General features: G+C 55.5%; 12 protein-coding genes. 1 reads left to right on the top strand and 11 read right to left on the bottom strand.

From position 1 onward, the window contains the following. The first annotated feature begins 489 nt into the window (after window positions 1-489). Entirely contained in the window at window positions 490-1,638 is a 1,149-nt protein-coding gene (locus B0D78_RS06685; RefSeq protein WP_078016209.1) for an aldo/keto reductase, read from the top strand. Between the two features lie 80 nt (window positions 1,639-1,718). Here the strand turns inward: B0D78_RS06685 and B0D78_RS06690 are convergent, their stop codons facing one another. From B0D78_RS06690 to B0D78_RS06740, 11 genes are all read right to left on the bottom strand, one after another. Continuing rightward, window positions 1,719-2,525, bottom strand: a complete 807-nt coding sequence (locus tag B0D78_RS06690) for a pyruvate, water dikinase regulatory protein (protein ID WP_078016210.1) — start codon at window positions 2,523-2,525, stop codon at window positions 1,719-1,721. A gap of 15 nt (window positions 2,526-2,540) precedes the next feature. Further along, complete coding sequence (gene glyS / locus B0D78_RS06695) at window positions 2,541-4,598, bottom strand: glycine--tRNA ligase subunit beta (protein WP_078016211.1); 2,058 nt, start codon at window positions 4,596-4,598, stop codon at window positions 2,541-2,543. 14 nt (window positions 4,599-4,612) lie between these two features. Next, a complete protein-coding gene (locus B0D78_RS06700; protein ID WP_078016212.1) occupies window positions 4,613-5,485 on the bottom strand; it encodes a glycine--tRNA ligase subunit alpha in 873 nt (290 codons plus the stop codon). Between the two features lie 24 nt (window positions 5,486-5,509). Next, window positions 5,510-6,253, bottom strand: a complete 744-nt coding sequence (gene recO / locus B0D78_RS06705; RefSeq protein WP_078016213.1) for a DNA repair protein RecO — start codon at window positions 6,251-6,253, stop codon at window positions 5,510-5,512. Then, on the bottom strand, window positions 6,208-7,119 hold the full coding sequence (era, locus tag B0D78_RS06710) for a GTPase Era (RefSeq protein ID WP_078016214.1): 912 nt from the start codon (window positions 7,117-7,119) through the stop codon (window positions 6,208-6,210). The genes recO and era overlap by 46 nt, the downstream gene beginning before the upstream one ends. A gap of 6 nt (window positions 7,120-7,125) precedes the next feature. After that, window positions 7,126-8,391, bottom strand: a complete 1,266-nt coding sequence (locus B0D78_RS06715; protein WP_078016215.1) for a hemolysin family protein — start codon at window positions 8,389-8,391, stop codon at window positions 7,126-7,128. A gap of 3 nt (window positions 8,392-8,394) precedes the next feature. Then, a complete protein-coding gene (locus B0D78_RS06720) occupies window positions 8,395-9,663 on the bottom strand; it encodes a hemolysin family protein (protein ID WP_168170040.1) in 1,269 nt (422 codons plus the stop codon). Window positions 9,664-9,683: 20 nt separating this feature from the next. Beyond that, the gene (gene ybeY, locus B0D78_RS06725; RefSeq protein WP_078016217.1) at window positions 9,684-10,277 is read right to left on the bottom strand and encodes an rRNA maturation RNase YbeY; all 594 of its coding nucleotides are present in this window, start codon (window positions 10,275-10,277) and stop codon (window positions 9,684-9,686) included. Further along, the gene (locus B0D78_RS06730; RefSeq protein WP_168170041.1) at window positions 10,213-12,255 is read right to left on the bottom strand and encodes an HD family phosphohydrolase; all 2,043 of its coding nucleotides are present in this window, start codon (window positions 12,253-12,255) and stop codon (window positions 10,213-10,215) included. Before B0D78_RS06730 ends, ybeY begins: the two co-directional genes overlap by 65 nt. An 83-nt stretch (window positions 12,256-12,338) precedes the next feature. After that, window positions 12,339-13,295, bottom strand: coding sequence for a PhoH family protein (locus B0D78_RS06735; RefSeq protein WP_078016219.1), 957 nt, complete (start codon window positions 13,293-13,295; stop codon window positions 12,339-12,341). A gap of 139 nt (window positions 13,296-13,434) precedes the next feature. Continuing rightward, on the bottom strand, window positions 13,435-14,946 hold the full coding sequence (locus B0D78_RS06740) for a pyruvate carboxylase subunit B (protein ID WP_078016220.1): 1,512 nt from the start codon (window positions 14,944-14,946) through the stop codon (window positions 13,435-13,437). Window positions 14,947-14,978 lie beyond the last annotated feature (32 nt).

A 14,978-nucleotide genomic window follows, 5' to 3' on the forward strand; every position in this document is an offset into this window, starting at 1 on the left:
AAAAATTTAACGGAAAATCTCCTGCAGAGATCTTTATCAACCTGTATGGCGAGGATGTATTGCATTTACTCGGACTCGAACTTATTCCGCCACAGGATATCTGTTTAAAGCGGACTCTTCTCGCCGGTAAATAACGGCTCCTTTTTAATTTCTTGATTGCATTAACTCTGAACTGAAAATTTTGCTTTCAGTTGAGGATCACTTTTGTATGCACTTTTTTCGGACAATTTCCTCGTAACAGCTTTTCATCCCCTTGAATTTGTTCCGTTAGCGCAATCTTGATCGTTATTATGTGTTCGTAATGACTGCTTGCTGCTTTTGTCCTGTCAAAGTAAATGCAACCCCGTCGCATTTACTTTGACGAGGTTGCATTTACTCTGAAAATTTACCCCGGGATGAGTTTTCCCGCTTGACGTGCAGCCCCCTTCATGTGATACATTGAAGTCGCGAGATCATATCACACGTCAGAATCGACATGGGGAGTTCGCTATGGAATACAGACCTCTCGGGCACACCGGGCTTTCTGTCAGCGCGATCGCGTTGGGGTGCGAAGGCTTCACGGGCAAAACTCCGGAAGCCGTCAGGAAGGATTTCGACTGCGCGCAGGATTTGGGGATCAACTTTTTCGACTGCTATTCTTCCGATCCGCAGCTCCGCTCCGCTTTTGGGGAGGCGCTGAGAGAACGGCGGGAGAGATTCATCGTTCAGGGGCACCTGTGTTCTGTCTGGGAAAACGGTCAGTACCTGCGCACGCGTGATCCCGTCAGGACGGAGAGGGCTTTCCGGGATTTGCTGGCGCGCCTGGGGACGGATTACATCGACGTCGGCATGATCCATTACATCGACGCGGAAGAGGACTTTCGCGCGGTGTTCGACGGCGAGATCATTCAATACGCTCGGCGATTGAAGGAGAGGGGGCAGATCCGCTTCCTCGGACTGAGCAGCCATAATCCGCACGTCGCGTCGCTGGCCGTTGAAACGGGGCTGATCGACGTGCTGCTGTTCGCCGTCAATCCCTGCTACGACATGCAGCCTGCCGGCGAAAACGTGGAGGATCTCTGGGCCGATGAAAGCTATATGAAAGATCTGCACAACATGGATCCAGGACGTGAGAGTCTCTACGAACTGTGCGCGCGTCAAGGCGTGGGGATCGACGTCATGAAAACCTACGGCGGCGGCGACCTGCTCAGCGAGCGGAATTCGCCTTTCGGGCGCGCCTTCACGCCGGTGCAGTGTATCGAATACGCTTTGACTCGTCCCGCCGTGGCCGCCGTCATGATCGGCTGCAGGACGCAGGCGGAGCTCCGCGCCGCCGTCGACTGGTGTACGGCGACGCCGCAGCAACGGGATTATGTGCCCGTCATGCAGGGGATGACGCGTTTTTCCTGGCAAGGGCACTGCATGTACTGCGGCCGTTGCGCCCCGTGCCCCAAAGGCATCAACGTCGCTTCCGTCAATAAATTCCTCAATCTTGCCAAAACCCAGGAGCAGATCCCGGAGACGGCGCGCGAGCACTATGCACTGCTGCCTCACCACGCCTCCGAATGCATTGCCTGCGGCAGCTGCGAGAAGCGCTGTCCCTTCGGAGTTCCGATTATCGACGCCATGAAAGAAGCTTCTTCGCTGTTCGGCTGCTAGACCGCGTGCGGCACGAGGTTCCCCGGCGTTCAAAGAGCGCAAAAAGCGGGCATCTGAGATATTCAGATGCCCGCTTTTTGCTACAGCATTTTCAAATCTTCGAGGATATTACGCGCCAGCTCTTCATAAGAATGGTCCGTGCTGTCGTAAACGCGGCACTGGAGCTTCTCCATCAAAGAACGGGCGTCGTCCAGTTCCGCCCTGATCTTGTCGATATCGGCATATGCCGCTCGCTGCGGGTCGAGCCCCATGGCGACGATCCGTTCGCAGCGGATCTCTCTTAAGCGCTCAGCCGAGATCAGGAGCCCGACTCTCTTTTCCACGCTCACATTCCAGATGCGGGGATCGGGAGCGACGCCGGGCAGCAAAGGAACGTTCGAGACGGCGTATCCTTTCAGGGCAAGCCAGATCGAGAGGGGCGTTTTTCCGGCCCGAGACACGCCGAACAAGACGATGTCAGCGGCGGTCATCAGCTCGGGGGATTGTCCATCGTCGCAGCGGAGCGTGAATTCGATGGCCTTGACGCGGCGCAGGTAATCGCCGTCAACGCGGCGGTTCACTCCCGGGCGCTGCATGGGCTGCCGTCCCGTGAGGCGGCAGATCTCTTCGACCAGGGGGCCCATCATGGACACATAGCCTAAGTTGTACTTTTTCGTGTCGGCAACCAACGCCGCCAACACGTCGGATTTGACCAGAGTGCTGACGATCAAATGCCCGCCGCGCTGATAAAAATCGCTGGCGATCCCGTGGACTTGAGCGACTTCGCGAACCGACCGATGGCGCTCGATCGTCACGTCGAGGCCGTCGAACTGGGCCAGCGCCGCGTGGAGCATGCTTTCGGCAGTCTCTCCTGTCGAATCGGAAACGATGGAAACACGTAATGTCATAAAATGCCCTTCAGTCTATTTGACTTTGCTGAGATCTCCGACGCGCATAAAGAGATTCTGACAATGGGACAGCAGCGCGAGACGATTGGCGCGGACGGCCGCGTCCTCGTCCATGACCATCACGTCGTCGAAGAAGGCCGAAACGGCCGGGGAAAGCTGGGCCAGGACGTTCATCAGCCCGTTCCAGTCGTTTTTCTGCAGAGCGGCTTCCACGGGCTTCTCCGCCTCGTTCACGGCCGCATAAAGATCCTTTTCGGCAGCCTTGACGCAAAGCGAAGGATCCACGGAGCTCGAAACGTTCTCGGCCTTCGTCAGGATGTTCTTCACCCGCACCGCGGAATTGACCAGCTTCGTGAACCAGTCTTCCTGCTTCACTTCCGCGAACGCGCCCAGCAGATAAAGCGTCTGCAGGGGACGGAATCCTGTCACGGAGAGCGCCAGTTCGATCAGTTCGTGGCCGTATTCTTTTTCCTTGAGCTGAATGAGCGTGCGCTGCCTTATGAACTCCAGCAGCGAGTTCAACGCTTCGCCGCCAACTTCGAGGTCCTGGGCGATGAAAGCGAGCAGCGCCTCCAGATCGAGGTCGAGGCGAAGTCCCCAGAGGATCTCGTTGATGCAGCGGATGGCGCGGCGGAGGCCGTAAGGATCCTGCGACCCTGTCGGCTGGAACCCCAGCTTGTAGGCCCCGACCATGTTGAAGGCCCGTTCGGCAATTCCCACGACGGCGCCGATCACGTCGGAAGGAAGTTCGTTTCCCGCCGCGGTCGGCATGTACTGCTCGGCGATGGCCTTGGCGACCCGCGGATCCTCTCCGTTTTTCAGGGCGTATTCACGGCCCATGATCCCCTGGAGTTCGGAAAATTCGCCGACCATGCCGGTGACAAGATCCGCTTTCGAAAGGTAGGCCGCGCGTTCGACCAGCTTGACGTCGTCCTTGCTGCCGAGGAGGTCGCAAATCTTTCGGGAGATCTTGACCATTTCCATGGTCTTGTCGTAGACGGAACCCAGCTTTTCCTGGTAGATGACGTTTTTCAGGTCCTCGACCCGCGCCGAGAGGGGACGTTTCAGATCTTCCTTCCAGAAGAAAACGGCGTCTTCCAGGCGGGCGCGCAGAACCCGTTCATTTCCTTCCCGAACCAGCTCCATATTGGGAACCAGATTGTTGCTGACGCCGACAAAACAGGGCATCAATTTGCCGCTGTGGTCGTGAACGGCAAAATATTTCTGGTTGTCTTTCATCGAGGTCGTCAGGACTTCTTCGGGGATCTCCAGATACTTGCGGTCAAACGAGCCGTAAAAGGGCACGGGATACTCGACAAGATAAAGATTCTCCTGAACCAGAGGGGGGGCAAGCTCGACGACGCCGTCAAGCTCTTTTTCGATGCCGGCAATGGCGGCGCGCATTTTCTCCTCGCGCTTCTTCTGATCGACAATGACCCAGTTGTCGTACATGACGGTCAGATAATCGTCGCTCGACTCGATCTCCACGGAAGGAGCTCCCATGAAACGATGTCCGCAGGTGGTCCGGCCGCTTTTCATGCCGTTCAGCTCAAACTCGACGACTTTCGCTCCGATCAGGCAGAGCAGCCAGCGGATCGGGCGGGCGAAGCGAACGCTGGGGTCGTACCAGTACATGTTTTTGGGAAAAACGATATGGGAGACGATGTGCTTCATCATGTCCGGAAGCAAGGCGTCCGCGGCGCCGCCCTTGTGATTGATGACGGCGAACGCATAATCCACGCCGTTGACGTTGCGGCTTTCCAGCTGTTCGACGGCAATGCCTTTGCTTTTGGCAAAACCTTCTGCCGCACGAGTCGGCGTTCCCGTGCCGTCGAAAGCGGATTTCCACGCCGGCCCTTTGTGCTCTTCGGAGAGGTCCTCCTGACGTTCCGCAACGGAACGGACCAACAGCACGAGGCGGCGGGGAGTGCCCATCACCTCTATGCGCCCATGCCCGAGACGCTGCGCGGCAAACTCTTCCTCGGCGTATTGGGCGATGTCACGCAAGGCGCTTGGCATAAAACGGGACGGTATCTCTTCCGTTCCAATCTCCAGAATCAGATCTCTTTCCATCGGTCCGTCCCCCTTTAAAATTTTTTCATGAGCGGATAGCCCATATCTTTCCGCTGCTGTGCATAGGCTGAGCAGCACTTCGACGCAATCGCGCGGATGCGCGAAACATACCCCGTGCGCTGCGTGACGCTGATCGCGCCGCGGGCATCGAGAAGATTGAAAATCTGCGAGCACTTCAGCACGCAGTCCCAGGCGGGCAGAACCAAAGCCTGATCGGCAAGACGCAAGCTTTCCTTCTCGTACAGGGAAAATATTTCCGCAAGCATGGCGACGTCGGCCACCTCGAAGTTATATATGGAGTTCTCGACTTCTCCCTGATGATGGACATCTCCATAGGTCACCTTGTCGTTCCACTTCAAATCGTAAACGTTGTCGGCTTTCTGAACGAACATGGCGATACGTTCAAGGCCGTACGTTATTTCTGCGGGCACCGCTTCCATATTGACGCCGCCGACCTGCTGGAAATAGGTGAACTGGGTCACTTCCATGCCGTCGAGCCAGACTTCCCAGCCGAGCCCCCAGGCGCCGATCGCCGCAGACTCCCAATCGTCCTCGACGAAACGGATATCATGCTCGCGGGGATCGATCCCCAGCGCGGCAAGGCTGTTGATGTAAAGCGACTGGATGTTCTCCGGCGCCGGCTTCATGATCACCTGGAACTGGTAATAATGCTGCAGACGGTTGGGGTTGTCGCCGTAACGCCCATCCGCCGGACGGCGAGACGGCTGCACATAGGCAACGTTCCAGGGTTCGGGGCCGATGACCCGAAGCGACGTAGCCGGATGCATCGTGCCGGCCCCGACCTCGATGTCGTAGGGCTGCTGTACGATGCATCCCTGATCCGCCCAATAGCGTTGCAATCTCAGCATGATATCCTGAAAGTTCATTCCACACGCGACCTCCAATTCAAACTATCGATTATCATCAAGGTTTCTCACAAAGAGTTGCCGGACATTTCGGGCCTGTTCCAACAATTTCGATGTGCCGTTCTCCGGTACAAAGCTTTTCGAAAGGGCGTAAGCCGCGAATTCATCGATGTCGACCGGGCTCTGCCCGCGAGCGCAGTTCGTACAGACAAAGGTCCCCTCCTGCCAGACGGCGCGTCCGCCCAAAGGCTTTCCACAGGCGCTGCAGGAGAGCAGATCAGGCGCGATCCCCCAGCTGAGGAGCCAGCGCCATAAAAAACGCGCATCGAGCAGTTCCGGCGCGGCGCCTTCGCTCAGCGCCTTCAACGCCCAATAGAAGAGAGCCAACAAATCGTCGTAGGGATAACCGGGAATCAAGTGCCGTTCAAACATCTTCGCCCAGCGAACGGCCTGGATCACGGCCCGCGGATAGCGTCGCAACGCCCAGAAGTCCTCGGTGACTTCGATTTCCTTCAGATACGTCTTTCTTTTTGACTGATAAAGCTGGTAATGTCCCCAGACGAAAGGCTCCAAGGCGCCGCCGAAACGCATCGACCCTTTCGAGGCTCCGGGGACGTACACCCAATTCGTGCCGGCGCTTTTTAAAAACAACAATGCGGCGATATCGCCTTCCATGTAGTTTCCGCGCCGCAGCACGACGCCCGTCCGCTTGATGAGACGCTGAGACGTCTCCTCCGGAAGGTCTATTCGTATCCCAGTCTTTTCAATTCCTTTTCCGAGTCTCTCCATCCTTTGTTAACCTTAACCCAAAGTTCAAGATACGTTTTATGTCCCGTCATCTCTTCCAGCGCTTTCCGGGCGGCCGTGCCGATGGTCTTGATCTTTTCCCCTTTTCTGCCGAGAATGATGGCTCGTTGGCCTTCCCGCTCCACATAGACCGTGGCGCGGACGAACAAGTCCCTGCGCTCCGGGTATTCGTCGGGCGACTTGAACTCTTCGATCTCCACGGCGACGCTGTGCGGCACTTCCTCGTCGGTGGACGCGATGATCTTTTCGCGAATCAGTTCCTGCGCGATGAAACGCTCCGTCCTGTCCGTGATCATATCGTCCGGATAGAGCGGCGCCGCGACAGGAAGCAAGCTCTCAAGGGTTCTGACGAGAACTTCGCCGTTGGTGCCGTCTTTTGCCGATACCGGAACGACGTCGCGCAGCTTGATTTTCTTCGTAAAACGGTCGATGAGAGGCAGTATTTTGCTTCTGGAACCGGGAAGGTCCACCTTATTGACCGCCAACACGACAGGGATGCTGGGATAATCGCGAAGGACTTTCAGGATGCGGTCGTTTTCGCTCTGCTCGGGACGATCGTCGATCGTCACGACATAAAGGACGACATTGGCATCCTCAAGCCCCGAGACCGCGCGCTCGACCAGACGTTCGCCGAGCTTGTTCAAAGGAGCGTGAATGCCGGGCGTATCGACGAAAAGGATCTGACTCGCCGCTCCATTGTAAAGCCCCAGAATGTTGTCGCGGGTCGTCTGGGGTTTCGCAGAAACGATCGACAGCTTGTACTTGAGGATCCTATTGAGGAGCGACGATTTGCCCACATTGGGCCGGCCGATGACGGCGACGATTCCCGCACGAAAATCTGTCTGCACTTTGATCTATTCTCCTGCCTCCGATGTGTCCCTGCGGATCACAACGTCATTAATCCGATGGCCATCCATGCTGACGATCTCGAAAAGCCAGCCGTCCAACGCGACGGTATCCCCTTCGCGGGGAAAATCGCCGAACTGATCCAGTAAAAACCCTCCCAACGTGTCGACGTCGTCGCAGACGAAATGACTGTTCAGAACGTCGTTGAGCTCTTCAAGGGAAATACTGGCTTTCGCTCTGTAAGAATCATCGGAGAGACGTGTCACCGTTTGTTCTTCTTTATCGTATTCATCCTGGATTTCGCCGACGATCTCCTCCAGAAGATCCTCGAGAGTGATCAGTCCCGCCGTGCCGCCGTACTCGTCGACGACGACCGCCATGTGCATACGGACGTTTTGCATTATTCTGAAGAGCTTGGGCACGTACATCGTTTCGGGCACGAACAGCGGCGTCCTCATGAACTTGGTGACCGGCTCGTTTTTTTGCCCTTTCATCAAGGCCGCAAGCAGATCCTTGACGAGAACGATCCCGTCGATGTGATCCGGGGTGTCCGTAAAAACGGGAACCCGGGAATCCCCCATCTTTTCAATAAACTGAAGCGCGTCGTCCACCGTCCGCTCCGATTCGATCATGTGCATCTGAGTACGGGGGATCATGATCTCGGAGACGCGGATCTCGTCAAAGGAAATGACGCCGTCGATCATCTGGCGTTCGGATTCTTCGATTGCGCCGGAGGCTTCGCCGATCTTCACGACTTGCCCTATTTCCTCTTTGGTAACGAAAGAATCTTTCAGAGAAAGGTCCAAACCCGTGATGTAACTGGCTATTCTCGCAAACTGCTCCATCCCCCAGATCAACGGCGTCACGAGCCAGCTGAAAAAACGCACGAGCGGGAGAGCCACGACAAGCAGGCGTTCGCCCTTCGCCATCGCCACGCACTTGGGAATCACTTCGCCGAAAATGATGATCAAAATGCTCATCACGACGACGGCGGAAGCGACGCCGTGTTCGTCAATCAACGACGTCGCCAGCGCCGTGGCGGTAACGCTCGCCGCCACGTTGACAAGATTGTTGCCGACGAGAATCGCCGAAATCGCCTGATACCGGTCCTCATTGACCCAATCTACGAAGCGTTCCAGAAAGGGATATTCCTCGGCCAGCAATTTCATTCTCGTGCTGCTGGCGGCCGTCAGCGCCATCTCGGACGCACTGAAAAAAGCCGAAAGGAACAACAGAATAACTATCGCCGTACATAATTGAGGCAAAGCGTCCAAAAATCATTCCTCCTGCGCTTTGGTGTGACGTTCCTTCTGAACTTCATGCGCGGATCGCGTAAAGATGACTTCATTCACGCGATGTTCTCCTACGTCAGTGACCTTTATCGTCCAGTCATCATCGCGGTAAATATCGCCTTTCTCGGGAAACCCCATAAACTTGTCGAGAACATAGCCGCCGACGGAATCAACGTCATTGCAGTCAAAGTCGTATCCCACGACGGCTCCGAGATCCTCGAGCGACTCCGTGCATTTCACCCGGTACGAGTTCTCGTTCAACTGCACGATAGGGGCCGACTCCTCGTCGTATTCGTCGCGTATATCACCGACAATCTCTTCAAGCAGGTCTTCAAGAGTGACGATTCCCGCCGTGCCGCCATATTCATCCACGACCACCGCAAAATGAACGTGTTTGCCGCGCATCATGCCGAACAGGTCATTGACTTTCATCGTTTCCGGGACGAAGAGCGCCCGCCGCATAAAAGCGCTGAGAGGGGTATCCATCTTGCCGGCCCGCAGATAGGGAATCATGTCTTTGAGGTAAACGACGCCGACGATGTCGTCCGGCGTTTCGCGAAAGACGGGAATCCTCGAATGTTCCCAATTTTGCATGAGAGAAACGACGTCGGCGATAGTCTCATTCACCTCCAGCGCGTCCATGGACACGCGAGGGACCATGATCTCCGACACTCTGGTCTCGTCGAAAGCGATAACGCCGTCGATCATTCTGCGTTCCGAAGCTTCGATAGCCCCGGATTCTTCTCCGTGTTTTACAAGCTGTTCTATTTCATCCCGTGTGACGACCGCGCTTTCCAGCGTCATATCGACGTGAAACAAGCCGCTGAAAAAGGCCACGATCTTCTCCAAAATCCAAATAAGGGGGCTGAAGACGACGGAAACCGCGCGCAAGCCCGGCAGGATGACGTTGAAATTCCTTTCACCGAGGGCCATACCGATACATTTGGGCAGGAAGTCGGCAAAAAGGACCATGAGGATCGTCATGATGACCGTAGCCCAAAAAACGCCTTTTTCACCCCAGAAGTCCGTCGCCAAGACCGTCGCGAATGAACTGGCGGCGACGGAAAAGAGATTATGCGCCACCAAGATGGCAATAATCACTTTTTGTCTTTCAGCAAGTTCCCAATCAACCAGCGGAGCCAGTTTTGCGTTGTCTTCGCCGAATGCCTGGGCCTTGGCTGCGCTGACCGAAGAAATCGCCGCTTCGCCCACGCTCAGATAGCCGCTCAGCATCACGAGAAAGACGACGGTCAAAAGGAGGACGACAAAAGACGTCATTTTTTCTCGCGCCCCGCGTTACCGGCAGCCGGAGCGGACAGTCCCTTCAGAAAAAGATCTCTGAAATGTTCCTGCACGCTCCACATTCTCTCTTGTTTCTCCGGCGTGTCGTGATCCCATGCCAGAAGGTGCAGCATGCCGTGAAAAACAACGAGCGCCAGTTCCGATTCTCCCGATACATGATGTTCCACGGCGTTCTTTCTAACGACCGCGGGACACACCACAATATCGCCGAGGAGAAGAGGCGGCAGCTGAGCGTCGGGGGCAAACCTGCCTTCTTTCTCAAAAAAAGGGAAGCTCAACACATCCGTTGGGGCGTGGACCTGACGGTATTCATCGTTCACTTCGGCCATCCGCGTCTCATCCAGGAACTGCAGAGAGATCTGCAGTCCCCCATGCGCGCGCCACGCTGGCCAATGTACGTCATATAAGTCCGCCGCCAGCCTTTCGAAAGTGGCGATATTCGTTTTTGCCAACGTCAGCAGGGGATCCTGATCGATGTCACTGGCGATGAGAATGCGGACTTCAGGATTCTTTCGCCGCCGCTGCTTTAGCTTGAACCGCGACAATGTTCGAGGAGCCATGCGCATCGTCAGTCTCCTTTCCTTGCTCTTCAGGCAACGATTTCAGCGGTTTGATGTCGCGCGTATGATACATCGAGCGCAACGTACTGACCAGCGCCGCTTTGATATCCGAGAGGTCTTTCAGGGTGAAGGGGACTTCGTCCAGCTGACCGGTGCTTATCTTGGACTGCACCACGTTGTCGGCAAGGCGAGTGAGATCGAGAATGCCCTTGATATTTGCGCTCTCCGCTCGGGCCGCGGCCTCCGTCGAATCGGCAATCATCAGGACGCCGGTTTCCTTGCTTTGCGGCCTCGGTCCGGGATAACAGAATTGACTCTCGTCCGCTTTCAACCCCGCCTGGAGCGCCTTTCGATAAAAATACGTCAGGCAGGTCGTGCCATGATGTTCCGCGATAAACGCTTTTATCTGCGACGGCAGACGATATTCGTCGGCAAGTTCCAGCCCGTCTTTCACATGCGACAGGATCACAAGCGCGGATAAAGCCGGCGACATCTCATCATGAGCGTTTATTCCCGAAATTTGGTTCTCGATAAACGATTGCGGCCGTTTCAGCTTTCCAATGTCATGAAAACAGGCTCCCGCCCGGAGCAACATCGGATTCAGACCGATCTTCTCGGCCGCCGCCTCGGCCAGATTCCCCACCATCTGGCTGTGATGATAAGTGCCGGGAGCCTCGACCTGCATCCTTTTCAGCAGCGGATGGGAAGGCTGCGTCAGCTCTACGAGCTGCAAAGGAGAAACGATATCGAAGAGTATCTCCAGCAGCGGCAGCAAGACGATAACCATAAAGCTCAACAGCAAGCACGCCGTAAACATAATAGCCGCCTGACGAACGCTCATCAGATTGGTCAACCCCCATTGGAGCACCGAGGCGACCCCAAGCATCGCGATGCCGAGAACGAACACATGGATCCAGACGGCGGAGCGCGAATAATTCCTTTTGAAAAGGGAGATTCCCAAAATGGCTCCGGCGCACCCCGAAATTGCATTGATGGCAAACGCGGTGACATCGTATCCCGAGGTGATGATCGACGCGCTCAACGTCACGGCGACAGCGCAATTCAACGCGCCGATGTCGGGAAGCGTGAGGTAGATCATCGCAATCACGGGAAAAACGCCGACGCCGTTGACGCCCCAATAAATCACGCCGATCTGAAAGAGCCAGCCCAACAACAAGAGAAAGAACGAATAAGTCCAGTCTCCATGATACGTCGTGCTTATAAAAACGTGGGTCATGGTCTTGCGGATCCAGAGGACGCTTATACAGGCCACGATGACGGCGAAGACAAGGGACGTCATCGGGAAACGCCCCTCGGGATACCCTTGGAGTTTCAAGATCCTCGCAAGCTGCGGCGTCACGATTTCCCCTTTGTTGACGATCCGGTCGCCGGCATAAAATATGTGTTTGGTCTGTTCGATATCGGAGGCCGCCAGCGATTTTATACGCTCCGTCAGATCGGGGTCGACCTTTTGATCGCCTTCGGACAGCCCGACGAGAATCTGATAAATGATGTTTGCGGAAGAAGGGTTCGTCTCTATCAGACCGATACGCTGCCATATGAACTCGTCCTTTTCGTCCGCAGACAAATTCACGTTGCGCTGAAGATCGTCATGGATCGAACGGACGGTAGCGACAATCTGCTCCCGTGTGTCCAGAGGCGCGGCATCCAAGAGCTCGCGGAGTTCCTTGGGCAAAATCCTGTCGTCGAGCGGCCGGTTCAAGAGGATCTCGCATTCATCGTCAAAACCGACTTCGCTTTTCATATGTCCTTTGACGACGACCCCGATGATTCCGTCGGCAACTTCCTCGCGCAGCTTTTCCGTCGCTTCGTTGTCGTCGTAATTCATGTCGCGAACGGCGTAATACGCCCGTTGAGCGGTCGCGCCGGGAATGAAGTAAGAGTCGGAATCAACCGTGTACCATCGTACCTGCACGACGACCATGGCCACAAAAGCGGCAATCGCATAAGGGAGGAATTTCACAACGTACTTGCAGGAACTCTGAAAAAGTTTCCTCCACTGAGTCCGATCCAGTTGATCAATATTCATCGTCTGTTTCCTCGCAGTTATTTCTTCTGTGATGCCTCATATCGATCATAGGCAGCGACAATTTTTTGGACAATCTCGTGCCGCACCACGTCTTCATTTTGCAGGTGGATAAAAGAAATCCCTTCGATATCTTTGAGGATCCCCTGAACGAGTCTCAGTCCCGACTGCTTGCCGTTAGGCAGGTCAACCTGAGTGAGATCGCCGGTAATGACCGCCTTGGAACCAAAACCGATACGAGTCAGGAACATCTTCATTTGTTCGGGCGTTGTATTTTGAGCCTCGTCGAGGATGACAAAGCTGTCGTTGAGGGTCCGCCCCCGCATGTAAGCAAGAGGGGCGATTTCAATGATCCCTTTGTCAGCGTAACGGGCGAATTTTTCGGGGGAAAGAAGTTCAAAAAAAGCGTCGTATAACGGGCGGAGGTAAGGTTCCACCTTTTCACGAAGATCGCCGGGCAAAAAACCCAGACTTTCGCCCGCCTCGACTGCCGGGCGCACAAGGATGACGCGGCTCACGTTTCCGTTTTTAAGCTGATTCACGGCCTGACAGACCGCAAGATACGTTTTCCCCGTCCCTGCCGGTCCAATCCCGAAAATCACCGTGTTCTTCTCCATCGCCTTTACGTATTCAAGCTGCCGGGCGGTACGCGGCCTGACAGGCTTGCCCCGGTAAGTGATGCACAGCAGTTCCGAATAGAGCGAAGCGATATCGACACGGCCGTTCTTGCGCAGAGTCTCAAGCATATAGCGAAAATCCTGCAGGCGAAACTGGTGGCCATCCTGCGCCGCATCGCGCACCTGCAACAAAAGGGCATGGGCCTGACGTACGTCTTTTTCTTCATCTCCGGCGACGGTGATCAGTTCTCCCCGCCTGAGAACGCGGACCTTTCGCTTTGACTCGAGAAATTCGAGGTTTTCGTCGTCCCGTCCGCAGATTCTCATCAACAGCGCGGGATCAGAACATTCCAACTGCATTGTATAGACTCCGTCTATGGTAATACCTCCCCCACTTCCACACGAAAGTTTCATACAACAAACACAGTATGGAGGGACGGAAAAGCCGCCCCTCCTTTTTTATAAAGTCCAAATACAAACGCCGCAAGCTCTCAGGCTCTTACACGGGATATGCTGAACCATCCACGAACTCGTTCAGGCCGATATCGGTCATCGTTTCGCGGGCGTACTTCTTCACCAGAAACTCCTTGGCGACCGCCGGGAAAAGCACATAGGTCAGCACGTCCTCGGGCTGGGTGATCCATGACGCCACTTCTTTTCGGGCCTTTTCCAGCTCCGGCTCGATAAGGTCGGCGGGACGGCAGGTGATCGGCTTATCCCCGCCAAGAACTTTTTTCTGGATTTCCGGGTCCATCGGCGCGGGCGTCTGGCCATACATTCCCTTGAAGATATTATACACTTCCTTGGGAATGATTTTCCACCGCTCTCCGGAAAGCACGTTAAGCGTGGCCTGCGTGCCGACAATCTGGCTGCTTGGCGTCACCAGGGGCGGATACCCCATGGCCGCGCGGACATAAGGGACTTCCTCCAGGACTTGCGACAGCTTATCCTGCTGCCCGGCTTCTTTCAGCTGGTTCACGAGATTCGAATACATGCCGCCGGGAATCTGCGCGAGCAGAATATCCGTATTCGCGCCCTGGACCTTTACGAAGATCTTGTCGTATTTAGAGCGTATCTTCTTGAAATGATTGGAAATCGGCGTCAGCCGACGGATATCGAGCCCCGTGTCCCACTGACTGCCGGCAAGGGCGGCCACAAAGGTCTCGGTGCACGGCTGACTGGTCCCCATCGAGAAGGGAGACAAAGCACAGTCGATGACATCGGCGCCGGCTTCGATCGCGGCGTAATAAGCCAGTCCTGCGAGCCCGCACGTATAGTGCGAATGCACCTGGATCGGCAGCGCCGTCGCCTGTTTGATGCCATAGACCAGTTCCTTGGCAGCCGTCGGCGTCAACAACCCGGCCATGTCCTTGATGCAAATCGAATCGGCGCCAAGGTCTTTCATCTGCGAAGCCAATTTCACAAAGGCCTCTACCGTATGCACCGGAGAAGTCGTATAGGCGATGCAGAGCTGAAGGTGCGCTCCTTCCGCCTTTGTCTGGGCAGCCGTCACTTCGACGTTGCGAAGGTCGTTCAGAGCGTCGAAAATCCTGATGATGTCAATACCGTTGCCAACGGCCCGCTTCACGAACTCTTTGGCGGTATCGTCGGCGTAATGACGGTATCCCACGAGATTCTGCCCTCTCAAAAGCATTTGCAGCTTGGTCTTCTTAAAATGTTTCTTCAGGGTGCGCAGTCTTTCCCAGGGATCTTCGTCGAGGAAACGCATGCAGGCGTCAAAGGTCGCTCCGCCCCAGACTTCCAAGGAATGGTAGCCGATCTCGTCCATCTGATCCAGTACCGGGAGCATGTCATCAAGGGACATGCGCGTAGCCATCAGCGACTGATGAGCGTCGCGGAGCACTGTTTCAGTGATCTCCACCCTGCGCGTTGCGGAAATTTCGCGGGCGCTCTCCTGTGCGGCAGGCTCTTCGGCCGGCGGCATTTTCTCTTGGACGTCCGCTTTTTCGTCCTCAACGGCGGCTGAAGAACGTGTTTTCTTTGAAACCATGTAAATTCCCTCCTACAAAGATATATTTCAAT

The sequence above is a fragment of the Pyramidobacter sp. C12-8 genome, from assembly GCF_002007215.1.
GTDB lineage: Bacteria > Synergistota > Synergistia > Synergistales > Dethiosulfovibrionaceae > Pyramidobacter.